Origin of the sequence: Streptomyces canarius, assembly GCF_014650735.1 — a bacterium.
Taxonomy (GTDB): domain Bacteria; phylum Actinomycetota; class Actinomycetes; order Streptomycetales; family Streptomycetaceae; genus Streptomyces; species Streptomyces olivaceoviridis.
The window spans coordinates 340,959-357,911 of sequence record NZ_BMVN01000001.1; the positions used below are offsets into that span (position 1 = coordinate 340,959).

At 73.2% G+C, this 16,953-nt stretch carries 16 protein-coding genes; 10 read left to right on the forward strand and 6 right to left on the reverse strand.

Annotated features, from left to right (window positions below; genetic code table 11):
- Positions 1 to 56: 56 nt before the first annotated feature.
- Both IE294_RS01375 and zapE read right to left on the reverse strand, forming a co-directional pair.
- On the reverse strand, positions 57 to 455 hold the full coding sequence (locus IE294_RS01375) for a hypothetical protein (protein WP_189881374.1): 399 nt from the start codon (positions 453 to 455) through the stop codon (positions 57 to 59).
- A 209-nt stretch (positions 456 to 664) separates the two neighbouring features.
- Entirely contained in the window at positions 665 to 1,768 is a 1,104-nt protein-coding gene (zapE, locus tag IE294_RS01380; RefSeq protein ID WP_189881376.1) for a cell division protein ZapE, read from the reverse strand.
- Between the two features lie 37 nt (positions 1,769 to 1,805).
- Between zapE and IE294_RS01385 the strand changes: the two genes are divergently transcribed.
- From IE294_RS01385 to IE294_RS01420, 8 genes are all read left to right on the forward strand, one after another.
- Complete coding sequence (locus tag IE294_RS01385) at positions 1,806 to 2,681, forward strand: pyrimidine reductase family protein (RefSeq protein ID WP_373315770.1); 876 nt, start codon at positions 1,806 to 1,808, stop codon at positions 2,679 to 2,681.
- Between the two features lie 164 nt (positions 2,682 to 2,845).
- Positions 2,846 to 3,319, forward strand: a complete 474-nt coding sequence (locus IE294_RS01390) for an indole-3-glycerol phosphate synthase (RefSeq protein WP_189813925.1) — start codon at positions 2,846 to 2,848, stop codon at positions 3,317 to 3,319.
- A gap of 136 nt (positions 3,320 to 3,455) precedes the next feature.
- Positions 3,456 to 4,847: a UDP-N-acetylmuramate--L-alanine ligase gene (gene murC, locus IE294_RS01395; protein ID WP_189881381.1), complete on the forward strand. Its 1,392-nt coding sequence runs from the start codon at positions 3,456 to 3,458 to the stop codon at positions 4,845 to 4,847.
- Positions 4,848 to 4,862: 15 nt separating this feature from the next.
- On the forward strand, positions 4,863 to 5,270 hold the full coding sequence (msrB, locus tag IE294_RS01400; protein WP_189813923.1) for a peptide-methionine (R)-S-oxide reductase MsrB: 408 nt from the start codon (positions 4,863 to 4,865) through the stop codon (positions 5,268 to 5,270).
- 71 nt (positions 5,271 to 5,341) lie between these two features.
- Complete coding sequence (locus IE294_RS01405) at positions 5,342 to 6,643, forward strand: PP2C family protein-serine/threonine phosphatase (RefSeq protein WP_189881383.1); 1,302 nt, start codon at positions 5,342 to 5,344, stop codon at positions 6,641 to 6,643.
- Positions 6,644 to 6,823: 180 nt separating this feature from the next.
- Complete coding sequence (locus IE294_RS01410; protein ID WP_189881385.1) at positions 6,824 to 7,957, forward strand: ABC transporter ATP-binding protein; 1,134 nt, start codon at positions 6,824 to 6,826, stop codon at positions 7,955 to 7,957.
- Positions 7,954 to 8,607, forward strand: a complete 654-nt coding sequence (locus IE294_RS01415; RefSeq protein ID WP_189813920.1) for an ABC transporter permease — start codon at positions 7,954 to 7,956, stop codon at positions 8,605 to 8,607. Before IE294_RS01410 ends, IE294_RS01415 begins: the two co-directional genes overlap by 4 nt.
- Positions 8,604 to 9,272, forward strand: a complete 669-nt coding sequence (locus tag IE294_RS01420) for an ABC transporter permease (protein WP_189881387.1) — start codon at positions 8,604 to 8,606, stop codon at positions 9,270 to 9,272. The genes IE294_RS01415 and IE294_RS01420 overlap by 4 nt, the downstream gene beginning before the upstream one ends.
- Positions 9,273 to 9,275: 3 nt before the next feature.
- On the opposite strand, the gene IE294_RS01425 is transcribed toward IE294_RS01420, so the two are convergent.
- Genes IE294_RS01425 through IE294_RS01440 form a run of 4 tightly spaced genes read right to left on the reverse strand, consistent with a single transcriptional unit; the run spans position 9,276 to position 13,515 of the window.
- Positions 9,276 to 9,878, reverse strand: coding sequence for a GTP-binding protein (locus tag IE294_RS01425; RefSeq protein ID WP_189881389.1), 603 nt, complete (start codon positions 9,876 to 9,878; stop codon positions 9,276 to 9,278).
- A complete protein-coding gene (locus tag IE294_RS01430; protein WP_189814178.1) occupies positions 9,865 to 10,281 on the reverse strand; it encodes a DUF742 domain-containing protein in 417 nt (138 codons plus the stop codon). The genes IE294_RS01425 and IE294_RS01430 overlap by 14 nt, the downstream gene beginning before the upstream one ends.
- Before the next feature lie 28 nt (positions 10,282 to 10,309).
- Positions 10,310 to 10,786 (reverse strand): roadblock/LC7 domain-containing protein, encoded by a 477-nt coding sequence (locus IE294_RS01435; protein ID WP_189881391.1) that lies wholly within the window; start codon positions 10,784 to 10,786, stop codon positions 10,310 to 10,312.
- Positions 10,783 to 13,515, reverse strand: a complete 2,733-nt coding sequence (locus tag IE294_RS01440) for a sensor histidine kinase (RefSeq protein ID WP_189881393.1) — start codon at positions 13,513 to 13,515, stop codon at positions 10,783 to 10,785. Before IE294_RS01440 ends, IE294_RS01435 begins: the two co-directional genes overlap by 4 nt.
- Positions 13,516 to 13,804: 289 nt before the next feature.
- Here IE294_RS01440 and IE294_RS01445 point away from each other — a divergent pair, with 289 nt between their 5' ends.
- Both IE294_RS01445 and IE294_RS01450 read left to right on the forward strand, forming a co-directional pair.
- Positions 13,805 to 14,767, forward strand: coding sequence for an ABC transporter substrate-binding protein (locus IE294_RS01445; RefSeq protein WP_189881395.1), 963 nt, complete (start codon positions 13,805 to 13,807; stop codon positions 14,765 to 14,767).
- 249 nt (positions 14,768 to 15,016) lie between these two features.
- The gene (locus IE294_RS01450; RefSeq protein ID WP_189881397.1) at positions 15,017 to 16,864 is read left to right on the forward strand and encodes an aromatic amino acid ammonia-lyase; all 1,848 of its coding nucleotides are present in this window, start codon (positions 15,017 to 15,019) and stop codon (positions 16,862 to 16,864) included.
- The last annotated feature ends 89 nt before the right edge of the window (positions 16,865 to 16,953 follow it).

The following is a 16,953-nucleotide window of genomic DNA, read 5'->3' on the forward strand; positions in this document are numbered from 1 at the left end:
CTGCCTGGCGCGTCGGACTTGAACGACATGTGTGGGGGGAGAGAGCTGTCCGTCCGTCAGCAGCGGAAGACCTGGAGCGCTGCCGGAGTGTGCGTTCTGGAGGCTCTCGGGGAGGGGTGGTGCGGTCCGCCGGAGGGCTCCGACGGGTCCGTTTCGGCCATCCGGCCGGATATGAGGGCGCGCTCCTGCGCGCAGCCGGAGGCCGGGCCGCGCTGCCGGTCGCGGACGTGCGGGATGCCCGCGGGGTCACCTGGGCAGCCGGGGGCGCGGACCTTGTCCGCCGCCCCTTCGCGCACCGGCAGTGCGGAGGGGATGGTTCCGGTCTCGGCCTTGGCCAGCACCTGACCGACCGTGTGCGCGGGTGCGAAGGATCCCGCGGGAGTGAAGAACGGGAAGGCGAGCAGCGTCACGCCGAGGAGGGTGAGCAGCGTCCGAACGGTCGTACCTCGGAACATGAGCCCCCCTCCGCCGCGTTCACGTTTCTTGTCCAGACCAAGGGTTGGTCAATGGATGGTCAAGAAACACGTTAGCCCTGCAAAGTCCTTTGCAGGGTTAACTGCGCGTTAAGCGCGCAAGAGAGCGTGAAAAGTGCGGGTGGCGTGGCGTGAACCCGCCCTTGACCCGCGGGGCTTGATCGACTATTGGACGGCCGGGGGAGGGGCGGCTAGGCGCCGACCAGTCCCTTCGCGTCCCGTGCCAGCGCGGTGAGCCGGGATATCGCGCGGAAGTACTTCTTGCGGTAGCCGCCGTTCAGCATCTCCTCGCTGAACAGCCGGTCGAACGGCAGCCCCGAGGCCAGCACCGGGACCTCGCGGTCGTAGAGCCGGTCCGCGAGCACCACCAGGCGCAGCGCCGTCGACTGGTCCGGCACCGGCTTGACCCCGGTCAGGCACACCGCCCGCACCCCGTCGGTGAGCGCGCCGTACCGGCTCGGGTGCACCTTCGCCAGGTGCTCCAGCAGACGCGCGAAGTCGTCCAGCGAGGCGCCCTCGGTGGCGAACGCCGTCTTCATGACCTCCTCGTCGGAGAAGGGTGCCGGGGCCTCGGGCAGGCCGCGGTGCCGGTAGTCCTCGCCGTCGATGCGCAGGGTGCGGAAGTGGGCCGACAGACCCTGGATCTCGCGCAGGAAGTCGGCGGCGGCGAACCGCCCCTCGCCCAGCTTGCCGGGCAGCGTGTTGGAGGTGGCGGCGAGCGCCACGCCCGCCTCGACCAGCTTGCCGAGCAGCGTCGACACCAGGACCGTGTCGCCGGGGTCGTCCAGCTCGAACTCGTCGATGCACAGCAGCCTGTGCTCGGAGAGCGTCCGCACCGTCTGCTGGAAGCCGAGCGCGCCGACCAGGTTGGTCAGCTCCACGAAGGTGCCGAACGCCTTGCGGGACGGGTCGGCCGGGGTCGCGTGCCACAGGGAGGCCAGCAGGTGGGTCTTGCCGACGCCGTAGCCGCCGTCCAGGTACACCCCGCGCGGGCCGGCCGGGGTCTTGGGTGCCTTGGCCCGGCCGAAGCCGAAGAGGCCGCGCCGGCCGGCGCCCGAGGCGTGCGCCCCGCCGAGCCCGGCCGCGAAGCCCTCCAGGACCCGGACGGCCTCGGTCTGGCTGGGCTGGTTCGGGTCCGGAATGTACGTGGCGAAGCGGACCGAGTCGAAGCGCGGCGGCGGCACCATCTCGGCGACCAGCCGCTCCGCGGGCACGTGCGGCTCACGGGCGCACAGGGACAGGGGGCCGGCTTCCGGCAGCGGGCTGGAACCGGGGGCGGCGGTGGAGGACGACACAGTTCTCCATGCTAAGCGCCGTGTCACACTGCACGGCATGCGACGCCTGTTCCCTGTGACCGAAGAAACAGCAGCCCAGGCCCCCGCGGGGGGTGCTCGGACCCCCGGGCGCGGTCCGGAGGGGGAGGTGGGCCCGGCAGGTGGCGTGGTCCGTCCGCCCGTCGGGGTCGACGCGGTCGTGGACCGGGAGTGGAGCCTCGCCGAGCTGGCCGCCGCGTACGCCTACCCGGAGCCCGCGCCGGGCGCTCCGCGGCCGTGGCTGCGGGCCAACATGGTCTCCTCGCTCGATGGCGCCGCCCAGCACGAGGGCCGCTCGCAGCCCATCTCCAGCGCCACCGACATGCGGATCTTCGGCACGCTGCGGGCGCTCGCGGACGTCGTCGTGGTCGGTGCGGAGACGGTACGGCAGGAGGGGTACCGGCCCGCCCGGGTGCGGGACGAGTTCGCCGGGGCCCGCGCCGCCGCCGGACAGACCCCGGTCCCGGCGATCGCGATCGTCACCGCGAGCCTGGAGCTGGACTTCACGCTGCCGCTGTTCACCTCGCCCCTGGTGCCGACGCTGATCCTCACCGGTGCCGCGGCCGCCCCCGACCGGATCGCCGCCGCCGAGCGGGCCGGCGCCCAGGTGGTGACCGCCGGCGAGGGCATGGGCGTCGAGCCCGCCCGCGCGGTCCAGGCCCTGGCCGGCCTCGGCCACACCCGGCTGCTCACCGAGGGCGGGCCCCGGCTGCTCGGCCAGCTGATCGCCGCGGAGGTGCTGGACGAGCTGTGCCTGACCCTCTCGCCGACGCTCACCGCGGGGAACGCGCAGCGGATCGCCGGGGGGCCGTCGGTGGCCGTTCCGCACCGGTTCGCACTCGCGTCCCTGATGGAGCAGGACGGATTTCTGTTCGGTCGTTACTGTCGGTCCTGACGCCACCGTTGGTGCTGACGTCACTGTCAGTCCTGACACCGGCGGAATCGATCGTTCCGGTTAGCTTCCGGCGGGCAGACTTGGACCGGCAGTACCCGTGCGATCACGGGGAAGGATGGTTTCCGCACGGGCCCTGCCGGGCCCTCCGAGGAGAGAGGCGCCTGGTGTTCACAAGCGTTCTGATGATCGAGAAGGCCCTGACGTCCGCCGACGTGGAGTTCGTCACCACCTTGCACGGGGACGAGCCCGTCTCCTTCCACGTCCTGCTCCAGCCGCGCGGCGAGCAGGCGGACCGGCTGCTGCGGGCCATCGACGACATCGCGCTCGGCGAACTCGACGAGGCGGTGCGGGAAGGGGAGACGCCCGAGGGGCAGGAGGCCCGGAGCGTGGGGCAGCAGGCCCTCGACGTGTCGCTCCAGGCGCTGCGCTCCGCGGGGAGCCGGGCGGAGGGGCGGCTGGTCGAGGACCACCCGTTGGACGCGCTGAGGTCGCTGGTGGCCGAGGTGGGCGCCGACGAGGTGATCGTGCTGACGGACCCGCACTACGTGGAGGAGTTCTTCCACCGGGACTGGGCCTCCCGGGCCCGGCACAAGGTGGGCGTGCCGGTGCTGAAGCTGTTCTCGCACAGCAAGGCGTAGCCGCTGCGCCGGGCCGGCCGGTGAGCGCCGTTCGGGTCGCGGCGCGTCCGCGGGGCGCGGGTGCGCGCGAGGCGCCCGGTGCCCGAGCGCATAGGCTAGGCCTGCTCTAGCCCGTACCGTCTCTGGGGAGAAACGCATGGCACCCGGCCTTCCTGACGCCATGGACCGACCGCACTTCATCGGCATCGGCGGCGCCGGGATGTCGGGGATCGCCAAGATCCTGGCCCAGCGCGGGGCCGAGGTGGCCGGCAGCGACGCCAAGGAGTCGGCGACCGCCGAGGCGCTGCGGGCGCTGGGCGCGACCGTGCACATCGGGCACGCCGCCGAGCACCTCGCCGACGACGCCAGCTGCGTCGTCGTGTCGTCGGCGATCCGGAAGGACAACCCCGAGCTGGCCCGCGCCGCCGAGCTGGGCATTCCGGTGGTGCACCGCTCCGACGCGCTGGCCGCGCTGATGGAGGGGCTGCGGCCGATCGCCGTGGCGGGCACGCACGGCAAGACCACCACCACCTCCATGCTGGCGGTCTCGCTCACCGAGCTGGGCCTGGAGCCGTCGTACGCCATCGGCGGCGACCTGGACGCGCCCGGCTCCAACGCGCTGCACGGCGACGGCGGCATCTTCGTCGCCGAGGCCGACGAGTCGGACCGCAGCTTCCACAAGTACGCGCCCGAGGTTGCCATCGTCCTCAACGTCGAGCTGGACCACCACGCCAACTACGCCTCGATCGACGAGATCTACGAGTCCTTCGAGACGTTCGTGGACCGGATCACAGAGGGCGGCACGCTGGTCGTCTCCGCCGACCACGAGGGCGCCCGCGAGCTGACCCGGCGCGTGCGGGGCCGGGGCGTGCGGATCGTGACCTACGGCGAGGCGGCCGACGCCGACGTCCGCGTCCTGGCGGTGGTCCCGCAGGGGCTGAAGAGCCAGGTCACCGCCGTGCTGGACGGGCAGGAGCTGACCTTCGAGGTGTCCGTGCCGGGCCGGCACTACGCCCTGAACGCGGTCGCCGCACTCGCCGCCGGCGCCGCCCTCGGCATCCCGGCCGCCGAGCTGGCGCCCGCGCTCGCCGCCTACACCGGCGTCAAGCGGCGCCTCCAGCTCAAGGGCGAGGCGGCCGGCGTCCAGGTGATCGACTCCTACGCCCACCACCCGACCGAGATGACGGCCGACCTGGAGGCCATGCGCGCCGCCGCCGGTGACGCCCGCATCCTCGTCGTCTTCCAGCCGCACCTCTTCTCCCGTACCCAGGAGCTGGGCAAGGAGATGGGGCAGGCGCTGGCCCTCGCCGACGCCTCGCTGGTCCTCGACATCTACCCGGCCCGCGAGGACCCGATCCCCGGCGTCACCAGCGAGCTGATCATCGAGGCCGCGCGTGCGGCCGGCGCCGACGTCACGGCCGTGTCCGACAAGGCGGAGATCCCCGCGGTGGTCGCGGGAATGGCGAAGCCCGGTGATCTCGTTCTCACCATGGGCGCAGGCGACGTGACCGACCTGGGCCCGCTGATCCTGGAACGCCTGTCGCAGTAAAGGGGCTGAGAACTGATGTCGTACGACGTCGAGAAGCCGGACGAGCAGTGGCGCGCGGAGCTGACCTCCGCCGAGTACGCCGTACTGCGCCAGGCCGCCACCGAGCCGGCCTTCACCGGTGAGTACACCGACACCAAGACCAAGGGCGTCTACTCCTGTCGGGCCTGTGGCGCCGAACTGTTCACCTCCGACACCAAGTTCGAGTCGCACTGCGGCTGGCCGTCCTTCTACGACCCGAAGGACACCGACGCGGTGGAGCTGGTCGCGGACCGCTCGTACGGCATGGTCCGCACCGAGGTGCGGTGTGCCCGCTGCGGCTCCCACCTCGGGCACGTCTTCGAGGGTGAGGGGTACCCGACGCCCACCGACCAGCGGTACTGCATCAACTCCATCTCCCTGCGGCTGGAGCCCCAGGAGGGCTGAGGTTCCTGCGCGGGACCGCCGGGGCGGCCGGGGCTGGTGCCCCGGCCGCCCCGTTTTGAGACCCTGTGAGGGTGTGGGGTGTGGCGCGGTGGATCCGGTCCCGTCGCGGGCCCCTGCCCGTCGAGCGGGCCCGCCGCCGGGGCGGCGGCCCCGGCGAGGCCGAGCCGCCCGCGCGGGCCGGTGCGCGGCTGGCCGACCTGCGGGAGTCCCTGGCCGGGATCGGTACGACCCTCGACGCGGCCACCACCCGCACCGAGCTGACCCGGGCCGCCGTGCGGCTGGCCGGGGGAGCCGCCGCCGTGATGGGCCGCACCCCGGACAGCGCCTCCCGCTACGCCGAGATCACCGGGGACGCCGAACTGCTGCCCGACGTCCGGTGGGCCGCCGCGGCGGCCCGCGAGGCGCACGTCCCGGCCGCCGGTGTGGCGCCGGACCCCTGGCTGGAGTACCCGGGCACCACCGGGGGCGCCGGTCTGTGTGCCCCGCTGACCAGCGGGGACGAGGTGTACGGCGTCCTGGTGTGGGCGCGGCCCGGAGGAACGCTGCGGCGTGCCGAGGCCGAACTGCTCGCCCTGCTCGCCGAGCGGGCCGCCTCCCACCTGCGGCACGCCCGCGTCCACGAGCAGGTCAGCCGTACCGCCGGTGACCTCCAGCGTGCCCTGCTCGCCGAGCCCGGCCGGCCGCACCCCAACCTGGACATCGCGATCCGCTATCTGCCGGTGGGCCGGAGCACCCTGGTCGGCGGCGACTGGTGCGAGACCGTCCGGCTGCACTTCGGCCGGACCCTGCTGGTCGTCGGTGACGTCATGGGACACGGCCTGGAGTCCGCCGTCGACATGAGCGCCTACCGCTCCTCCCTGCGCTACATCGCCTCCGCCGACCTCCCCCCGCACCGGGTGCTGCGGCAGATGGACGACATCGCCTCCGGGGAGGCCGAGCGCAGGCCCGCGACCTGTCTGCTCGCCCGCGTCGACCCCGGCCGGGGCCAGGTCACGCTCGCCAGCGCCGGCCACCTGCCGCCCGCGCTGATCGACCAGGACGGCGCGACCGGCCTGCTGCCCGTGCCGGTCGGGCCACCGCTGGGCACCGGGCTCGGCGGGTACGAGTCGGCCACGCACCGGCTGGCGCCCGGCCAGACGCTGGTGGCGTTCACCGACGGGCTCGTGGAACGCCGCGGCGAGGACATCGACCGCTCCCTGGCCCGGCTGGCCGCCCTGCGCTTCGCCGCCGGGGACGCCCTCGACGCGGTCCTGGACACCATCCTCAGCCGCCTGGACGCCCGCCACGCCGAAGACGACGTCGCGATCCTGGCGGCACGCCCGCACACGCGCCAGGGAGGTCCGGCGGGGGCGGGTGCCGGGGTGCGGGGGTGAGCGCGCGGGCGGCGCGCGGCGGCGTAGCACTACAACTGGCCATGTGACAGAGCCACTTGCCCTCCCGGTCGACGAGTGGCGGGCACGCCGGCCATGGTGCCGCCAAAGCGCCGAAACACTGGCGGTCTAGACTCTCTCCGCATCACCCCAGGATCGGTCGCCCGAAGGGTACGCGGCGTTTTGATACGGATAGATTCAGTCACCAAGCGGTATCCGGACGGCACGGTCGCGGTCGACCGGCTGTCGTTGGACATACCGGACCGCGCGATCACCGTCCTCGTCGGGCCCTCCGGCTGCGGCAAGACGACGACCCTGCGGATGATCAACCGGATGGTGGAGCCCAGCGAGGGCAGCATCCTCCTCGACGGCCAGGACATCCGGCAGCAGCCGGTCAACACCCTGCGCCGGTCGATGGGGTACGTCATCCAGAACGCCGGGCTCTTCCAGCACCGCACCATCCTCGACAACATCGCCACCGTGCCCCGCCTGCTCGGCTGGACCAAGCAGAGGGCGCGGGCCCGGGCCGCCGAGCTGATGGAACGGGTGGGGCTCGACTCCGCGCTGGCCAAGCGGTACCCGTACCAGCTCTCCGGCGGCCAGCAGCAGCGCGTGGGCGTGGCCCGCGCCCTCGCCGCCGACCCGCCGGTGCTGCTGATGGACGAGCCGTTCTCCGCCGTCGACCCCGTCGTCCGCAAGGGACTCCAGGACGAACTCCTGCGCATCCAGGACGAGCTGGGCAAGACCATCGTCTTCGTCACGCACGACATCGACGAGGCGATCAAGCTGGGCACCAAGGTCGCCGTGCTGCGCACCGGCGGCCGGCTCGCCCAGTTCGCGCCGCCCGCCGAACTGCTCAGCGCGCCCGCCGACTCCTTCGTGGAGGACTTCCTCGGCGCCGACCGCGGCATCCGCCGGCTCTCCTTCTTCCCGTCCACCGGGCTGGAGTTGCAGACCGGGCCCGTCGTCCCGATCGACGCCGACGCCGGCAAGCTCGCCGCGCGGGCGGCCACGGCCCCCTATCTCCTCGTCACCGACCTCGACGGCAGGCCGCTCGGCTGGGGCGAACCGGACCGGCTCACCGCCGGTGCCATCGACCGGGAGCGACTCCTCGACCACGGGCGGCCGTTCGTGCCCGGCACCGACTCGCTGCGCACCGCGCTCGACGGGGCCGTGCTCTCGCCGACCGGCTGGGCCGTCGCGGTGGACGGCGAGGGACGCGCGGTCGGTGTCGTCTCCCAGCAGGTCATCGGCGAGGCGATCCGCGCCGCCCACAGCGAGGTGGCGGAGCACGCCGACGCGAAGGCCGGGCGATGAGCGGCTTCTTCGACCTCCCGAGCGACCTCCAGCACAGCTACGCCGGTCTCATCGGGCTGCATCTGCGCGAGGCCCTGCTGCCGGTGCTGGCCGGACTGCTCGTCTCGCTGCCGATCGCCCAGCTGTGCGTACGGTTCCGCTGGATCTACCCGCCCGTCCTCGGCATCACCACCGTCCTCTACGCCATCCCGTCGCTCGCCTTCTTCGTCGTCCTCATCGACTACTTCGGGCAGAGCGAGACGACGGTGATGATCCCGCTCGCGCTCTACAGCCTGGTGGTGCTCGTCCCGGCGATCGTGGACGGCGTGCGCTCGGTGCCGCCGGAGACCCTGGCCGCCGCCCAGGCCATGGGGTTCGGGGCCGTACGCCGGTACTTCCAGGTCCAGTTGCCCATCGCCGTGCCCGCGATCATCGCCGGGCTGCGGGTGGCCACCGTCTCCAGCATCTCCCTGGTCAGCGTCGGCATGCTCATCGGCAACCAGGGCGCCCTCGGCAACATGCTCTACGACGCCCAGACCTACCACCGGCCCGCGCTGGCCGTGAACTCGGTCCTGACCATCGCGGTGCTGGGCATCCTCGCCGACGCCGCGCTGGTCCTCGTCCGCCTCCTGCTCACCCCCTGGATGCCGCGGAAGGGTGCCACCCGGTGAACGTCCTGAACTTCGCGCACGCCTTCTTCGGCGACAGCGCCCACTGGCACGGCTACGACGGCATCCCCACCCGGTTCGCCGAGCACATCAAGTACTCCCTGGAAGCCCTGCTGATCGCCACCGCGATCGGGCTGCCCGTCGGCCTGTTCACCGGCCACACCGGGCGCGGCGGCAACGCCCTCGCGTTCATCGCCACCGCCGGCCGCGCACTGCCCAGCTTCGGCCTGCTCGTGCTGATGTTCATCTGGATCGGCTTCGGCCTGCTGCCGGTGATGATCCCGCTGGTCGTGCTCGCCGTACCGCCGATCCTGGTCACCACCTACGAGGCGGTCCGCTCCGTCGATCCCTCCCCGGTGGACGCGGCCCGGGGCATGGGCATGCCCGAGGCGCGCGTGCTGCTCCAGGTGGAGGTGCCGGTCGTGCTCCCGCTGATCCTCAGCGGACTGCGCACGGCGGCCATCCAGATCGTCTCCACCGCCACCATCGCCGCCTACGTCAGCCTCGGCGGCCTCGGCCGCTACATCATCGACGGCCTCTACCAGAAGAACTACGAGAAGGTCGTCGGCGGCGCCACGCTCGTCGCCGGCCTCGCCCTCGCGACGCTCGCCGTGTTCTGGGCGGCGTCCCGGATCACGGTGTCGCCGGGGGTACGGCGCAGCGCCTGACGGTCACTGCCCGGTGCGGGCCAGCGCGAGTTCGAGTACGACGAGCAGCGCGTCCCGCACCGAGCCCCGCTCCCGCGCGTCGAACACCACGACCGGCACGCCCTCGGAGACGTCCAGCGCCCAGCGGACGTCCTCCAGCGTGTGCTCCACCCGGCCGTCGAAGGCGTTCACCGCGACGGCGAACGGGATGCCCTTGTGCTCGAAGTAGTCCACGGCCGCGTAGCAGTCGTCCAGCCGGCGGGTGTCGACGATGACGAGCCCGCCGACCGCGCCCTCCACGATGTCGTCCCACATGAACCCGAACCGTTCCTGCCCGGGCGTGCCGAACAGGTACAGCTTCAACGTCGGGTCGATGGTGATGCAGCCGAAGTCCATCGCGACGGTCGTCGTGGTCTTGCCCGGAGTGTGCGTCAGGTCGTCCACGCCGGCCGCGACCTCGGTGATCGACGCCTCGGTGGTCAGCGGCTCGATCTCCGAGATCGCGCCGACGGCCGTGGTCTTGCCCACGCCGAAACCGCCCGCGATCACCATCTTCACCGGCAGCGGCGGCCGTACCGCCACACGCGCGGCCGGGCCCCGGGCCAGGAGCGGTTCAGTCGGTGTCACTCGGTACCCCTCGGGAGTCGGGGATGGCCCGCAGGCCATCGATAACCCTGCGCAGGACGGACGCGTCGTGGGTGGCCTCGGCGTCCGGCACGTACACCGCCAACTGGCCTGCCTCGCGCAGGTCTTCGGCCAGGACGCGGACCACGTTGAGATGCAGCCGCAGCCGGGCCGCGAGTTCCGCGAGGGACTGCGGCAGCCGGCAGGCGGCCACGATGTCGTGCTGCTCGAAGGAGAGCCGGCCGAGCGCGTCGAGACCGCCGGCGGTGGACACCACCTGGGTCTCCACGGGCAGCGCCCGGCCGGAGGCGGCGTCCGCGACCCGGCCGGCGGTGACCAGGTACGGCCGTACGGCGGGGACGGGGCCGACCGGGTCCGGGCCCGGGGGCGGGATGCCGTCCGCCATACCGTCCGCCATGGAAACCTTCTCCTTCTCAGCGGGCCGCCGCCGCGCCCACGCTGTTCTTCAGCTCCAGCACGAGCTGCGGGCTCAGCGCGGCACCGGCGCGGTTGGCGAACAGCGTCATCTCGTAGGCGATGTTGCCGAGTTTCGCCTCCTTGTCGGTGACGACACCGAGCACGGCGCCGCTGCCGATCGCGGAGACGATGACGTGACCGCCCTCCAGATCGATGATGACCTTGTTCAGTCCGCCGAGGCCGTAGTTGCCGGAGGCGCCCGCGGCCAGGCTGGTGATGCCGGACACGATCGCCGCGAGCCGCTCCGAGTCGGCGTGCTCGCGCAGCTGTGACACCGCGATCAGCAGGCCGTCGGAGGACACGGCGATGGCGTCGACGACGCCGGCGGTCTCGGTCGCGAAGCGGTTCAGCAGCCAGGTGAAGTCGGCCGCGGCTGCCCGCAGGTCGGTCGGCGTGGCGCCGCCCGTCGGGCTGTCACCTGTCGACGTGCTCACTGCTCGGCTCCTTCCGGAAGGTGGTTCGGGTCGTGCGGCGGGGTGGTCGGGGGTGTGGGGGCGGTGGCCGCGGGCGTGGGGCGTTCGGGGGCGGGGTGCGGTGGGGGGTCGGTGGCCGGGGTGTCGCCGGCGTGGGGCGGGGCGTCCTCCGGGTGCGGTGGGCGCGTGGCTTCCGGGATGGCGTCCGGGTGGGACGGGTGCGTGGCCTTCAGGGTGACGTCCGGGTGGGACGGGCGCGTGGGTCCGGCGGCGCCGTCCGGGCGGGGCCGGTGCGGTGCCGTCGTCACGCCGTCCCGGCGCGTCGCCGTGGCCGTGCCGCTCTCGTGAGGAGCCGTACCGGTGCTCGCCGGGCGGGCGAAGCCGCCCGTGTCGCTGTCCCGCCGGGCGCGTTCCACGGCGTCCTCGAACTCCTCCAGCGCGTCGCGGACGGCCTCGGCGTCCAGCGGCCGTACGGTCTTCGGCACCGTCGGCGCGGCGCCCGCGGTGGTGCGCAGCGTGGCCCCGCGCACCCGGCGGCGCAGCGGGCGCGCGGTGAGTTCGGCGTCGCCGCGCGTCTGTTCCCCCGAAGGGGCCTGCGGGGCGGTGCCCTGCGGTGCGCGGCGGGGGAGCGGGCCGCCGTGTTCCGCGCGGACGGGCTCGTCCGCTGCGGTGCCGTCGGCCGGCGCCTTCTCGTGGGCGGTGTCCGGCGGCAGTGCGCCCCGCGCGGGTACCGGGCCGGACGCCCCGGCCACCGGCGCGGGCGCCGCGGCGACCGGAGCCTGCGCCCCCGCGCCAGGCGTGAGCAGCAGCGAGGCCGGCAGCGTCACCTCGGCCGTCACACCACCGCCCGGTGTGCGGGTCAGTTCGACCCCGATCTCCCAGCGGCGGGCCAGCGCGCCCACCACGAAGAGGCCCAGCACCTTGGTCGGCACCAGGTCCAGCCGTTCCCGGCGGATCAGCCGGGCGTTCTCCTCGGCGAGCCGCTCGGCGCTCATGCCGAGGCCGTGGTCGGTGATCACGACGTGCGTGCCCTCGGCCCCGGAGCGGACGGTGACCTCGACGGGGCTGCCCTCGGGCGAGAACGACACCGCGTTCTCCAGCAGTTCGGCCACCATCAGCGTGAGGTCACCGATGATGTCCGGCTCGACCAGGGCGTCCGACGCGGCGTACAGCCGTACCCGCTGGTAGCCCTCGATCTGCCCGAGCGCGGCCCGTACGACGGTGGACAGCGCCGTCGGGCCCGCGTCCAGCACCGTCTCACGGATGCCGGCCAGCAGCATCAGACTGTCGGCGTTGCGGCGCAGCCGCACGGCGATGTGGTCGATGGAGTACAGCCGTTCCAGCAGCGCGGGGTCGGTCTCCCCTCGCTCCACCGCGTCGATGAGCGCGAGTTGCCGGGTGGTCAGGTTGCTGACCCGGCGGCCCACGTTGCCGAACATCTCCGCGGTGTTGCGCCGGCTGAGCACCTGGCGTTCCAGCAGCGCGGCGGCGGTGGTCTGCACCCGGTTGAACGCCTCCGCCAGGTCACCGATCTCGTCGCGGGCCGTGACCGGCATGTCCCGCAGGCGGGGCGGTCCGTCGTCCTCGGCGTCGTCGTCGGCCACCCGGGCCAGTTCCCGCCCGGCGACCTCGGCAACCTCCCGCGCGGCTCCGGTGAGCGCCTGCACGGGCCGGACCACCGAGCGGCGCACCAGCACCGCGAAGGCGATCCACAGGGCGAAGGCGATCAGCGCGCCGCTCAGCAGCAGGCCGGCCCGCCACCGGGCGCCGTCGGCGGCGCCGTCGGCCCGGTCGGCGATCTGGCCGATCAGCGCGGTGGTGATCTTCAGCCGGGCGGCGGCCTGCTCGGGGTAGGCGGGGTAGTCGGTCAGCGCGTCCTGCACCGCCCGCCGCAGCCGCTCCTTGTCGTTCGTCTCCAGCCGGCCGACACCGACCTGGAGTTCGGCGTACGCCTCGGCGATCTCGCGCTGTGCCCGCGTGTGTTCGATACCGGAGAACCGCTCGGCCTGCGCCTCGGTGGCGAACCGGGTGAAGCGCGCGGCCTGGTGGGTGTACACCTCGTACGCACCGACCGCGCTGGTGAACTCGATCTGCGCGTTGGTGTCCCCCGTGGTGGCGGCGAACACGTTGGTCTCGAAGGCGCCGTGGGCCGCGTCCGCGCGCAGCAGGGAGTCCAGCAGGCTGCCGGTGAAGGTCTCGGCGAGGTCGGCGTCGCGGTCGAGGCCGAGGCCGTCGATCAGGCTCTGGGCGGCGCCCGCGTAGGCCGGGTCGATGTTGTCGGCGGGCAGGTACGACTGCTCCACCGAGGTGCGCAGGCTGGTGAGGCCCTCGACCCCGCGCAGGGCCTGCGCCTCGCTCTCCGGCAGCCGGTCCCCGAAGGCCTCACGCACCGTGGCCACCTGGGAGTCGACCGCGTGCTGCGCCGCGCGGTAGGCGGACGTCGTCGGCTTCGCGTCCCCGGACTCGTAGCGCGTCGAGAGCAGGATGGCCTGCTGGTGCTCGGCCTCCACCCGGTCCACCAGGCGCGCCACTTGTGCGCTGTCGCGCACCATCCGGGCCGCCGAGGCGGCGCTGGACGACTGCCGCACCAGGTCGGTGAAGAGGTACGCCAGCAGAACCGCGATGACCGCGAGGGGGATACCGACGAGCAGATTGAGCTTGCGCCGGAAGGGCCAGCGGTCGGCGAATCCCCGTGCTCCGCCCCGCGTGGGGGCGTGCCGGGCGGGCGCGTCCACCTGGTTCGTGGACACCGGGCCTCCTTCGTGGGTGTCTTGTCCGGGGGAGCCGTCACTCCCGGACCTGAGGGCCGTGTCGCCCCCGGAACGCCTGCGTCACGACACCGAAGCGGGCCCCGCGCACCGCTGTGGTCGATACCAACGCAGGTGAGAGTACAGGTCTCTTGAGGTGGGGATCAGCTCACCTTTCATCAAGAATCCGTTACAAAGAGACTGCTCTGTGTGCACGGGTGACCGCGGATCGAGGCCAATCGGTGATCTGATTCCCTTGACTGACCGAGAACTGGCTGGATTGGATCAGTCCGTGACTTCCACAACCCACATCAGCAGGTCCATCCGGAGGAACCGAGGCGCGGCGGCGGTCGCCCTCGCGGCGGCGACGGCTCTGCTGGCGGGCTGTTCCTCCAACGACGGCAAGGCCGACAACCCCCTGTCGGACAACAGCAAGGCCAGCGGCGACACCGTCGTCGTCGGATCCAACAACTTCCCCGAGAGCACCCTGCTCGCCGACATCTACGGCGAGGCACTCAAGGCCAAGGGGATCAAGGTCACGTACAAGCCGAACATCGGCAGCCGTGAGACCACCTACGGGCTGATCAAGAACGGTTCCATATCGGTCCTGCCCGAGTACAACGGCGCGCTCCTGGCCTACCTCGACCCGAAGGCCGCCCCGAAGACCCTCGCGGAGACCACGGACGCCATCAGCGCCAAGCTGGACTCCAAGCTCACGCTGCTCGACCCGGCGCCGGCGCAGGACAAGGACTCGATCACGGTCAACGCGGCCACCGCGAAGAAGTACCAGCTCACCGAGAAGTCCTCCATCGCCGACCTGAAGGACATCGCCAAGGACCTGGTCATCGGCGCCTCGCCGGAGTTCCAGACCCGGCGGCAGGGCCTGGAGGGCCTGAAGTCCGTCTACGGCCTGGAGTTCAAGTCCTTCAAGGCGCTGGACGCGGGCGGCCCGCTCACGCTGGCGGCGCTGAAGAAGGACGCCGTGCAGGCGGCGGACGTCTTCACCACGGACCCGAACATCTCCAAGGAGAAGTTCGTCGTCCTCCAGGATCCGAAGAACCTGTTCGGCTTCGAGAACATCCAGCCGCTCGCCTACAAGGGCGCGCTGTCCAAGGAGGGCGTCGACGCGCTCGACGCCGTCTCCGCCAAGCTCGACACCGCGACCCTGCTGGACCTGGACACCCAGGTGCAGGCCCAGAACAAGGACCCGCTGGACGTCGCGAAGGCGTGGCTGAAGTCGGCGGGGCTGGGCTGAGGCCGGACCGCTCGGAAGGGCCGGGGCGGGGAGGCCGGGTGACCGGGATCGCCGGGATCGCCGGGACGGCCGGGGTGACCGGCACGGGCGGAACGGTCAGGCGACCGGAACGCCGGGACAGCCGGAACGGTCAGGTGACCGGAACGCCGGGACAGCCGGAACGGTCAGGTGGCCGCAACGGCCGCAACGGCCCAGAGTGACCGGAACGACCAGAACAACCGGAACGACCAGGAACTGTCAGGAACGACCGTGGACGTGCCCACGCGGGTGCCCCCGCAGCCAGGGGACACCCGCGTCCCGCTCGGCGGCGGCGGCCTCACCCTCCCCGCCCTGATCCGGCTCGCGGACGGTACGGCCGTGCCCGCCGTCGACCCCGGCGCTCTGGACCGGGTCGGCCGTGCCCGGGAGACGGCCGACCGGCTCGCCGCCACGGGCCGCTGGTACGGCCGGGGCACCGGCGTCGGCGCGCACCGCTCGGTCGCCGTCGACCCGGCCGAGGAGACCGCCCACGGCCTGCGTCTGCTGCGCAGCCACGCGGGCGGGGCCGGTCCGCCGCTGCCGGCCCGTACGGTTCGCGCGATGCTCGCGATCCGCGCCAACCAGCTCCTCGCCGGCGGCTCCGGCATCCACCCGTCCTTCGTCACCGCCCTCGCCGACGCCCTCCGCCTCGGCGTGCACCCGGCGGTCAACGAGTACGGCGGCGTGGGCACCGGCGACCTCACGGCCCTGGCCCAGACCGGCCTGACCCTTCTCGGCGAACGCCCTTGGCTGACACCGGACGACCCGGCGACCCCACCCCGCGCGGAGGGAACCGTGCCGGTGGGCGAGCGGGCGGGGACCGGGCCGGGACTCGGGGCCGGGGAGGCGCCGGGTGCTGGTTCGGCGAGTGGGGGCGTGGGCACCGCTGAGCGGGCGACGGTCGGACCGGGCGGTGTGCCGGAGGAGACGCCGGGCGGGGGTGTGCTCAGCGGGGAACGGCCGCCTTCCGGTGCCGGACCCTTCGGTGGTGTCGGCGTAGGTGCGGAGCAAGCGGCCCAGGCGGCGGCGGACCTGACCGGGACGGCCGACGGTGTGCACGTCGGCGAGGCCCGCCCCCGGGGCGTCGGCGAGGGAGACCGGGCCGCCGGTGCGCTGCCCGCTCCGGTCACCCTGCGGGCCGGTGACGCCCTCGCGCTGCTCAGCAGCAACGCCCTCGCCCTCGCACAGGCCGCCCTCGCCGGGCACGAGACCGAGCTGCTGCTGCGGGCCACGCACGTGGTCGCGGCACTGTCCCTCGCCGCCGTGTCGGGCTCGCCGGAGGCGTACGCCGCGCCGGTACACGCCCTGCGGCCCTACCCCGGCCCGGCCCGTGCCGCCGCCGAGGTACGGCGTCTGCTCGGCCTGCCCGACGACCCGGCGACGGACGTGGGAAGCGAGCTCTCCGCAGCCGGCCGGCGGATCCAGGACCCGTACGGATTCCGCGCGTTCCCGCAGGTGCACGGCGCTGCCCTCGATGCCTCGACCGCACTGCGCCGGATCGTCGAGACCGAGATCAACTGCCCCTCGGAGAACCCCGTCCTGACCCCGGACGGCCGCCTCTACCACCACGGCGGCTTCTTCGCCGCCCCGCTCGCGCTGGCGCTGGACGGCCTGAACCTCGCCGTGCTGAAGACCGCGCAGCTCTCCGCCGCACGCCTGTCCGCGCTGAGCCGCCCCGACCTCACCGGCCTGCCCGCGTTTCTCGCCACCGGCCCGGCCGGCAGCTCCGGCACGATGATCCTGGAGTACACCGCCAACTCGGCGCTCGCGGAGCTGCGCTCCAGCGCCGCCGCGCCGGCCTCGGCCGGGCACGCCGTCCTCTCCCACGGCCTGGAGGAGGCCGCCGGCTTCGCCGGGCAGGCGGCCCGCCAGACGGAACGGGCCCGCGCCGCCTACGCCACCGTCCTCGCCTGCGAACTGGTGTCCGCCGTCCGGGCCTTGCGTCTCCACCCGGCACCGCCGGCCCTCCCCGCCCTCACCCTCGCCGCCGCCGTGCTCCCCACCGGCCTGGAGGACCGCCCGCTGACCGGGGACATCGAGACGGCGACGGCACTGCTGCCCCGCCTCGCGGAGTTGTGAGCGAAGGACGGTGAGCGCGGGAGCGGTGAGCCGGGGGAGTGGTGAGCGGGGAGCGCTGAGCTCCGTTCGGTGCGGGCGTGGACGAGGGC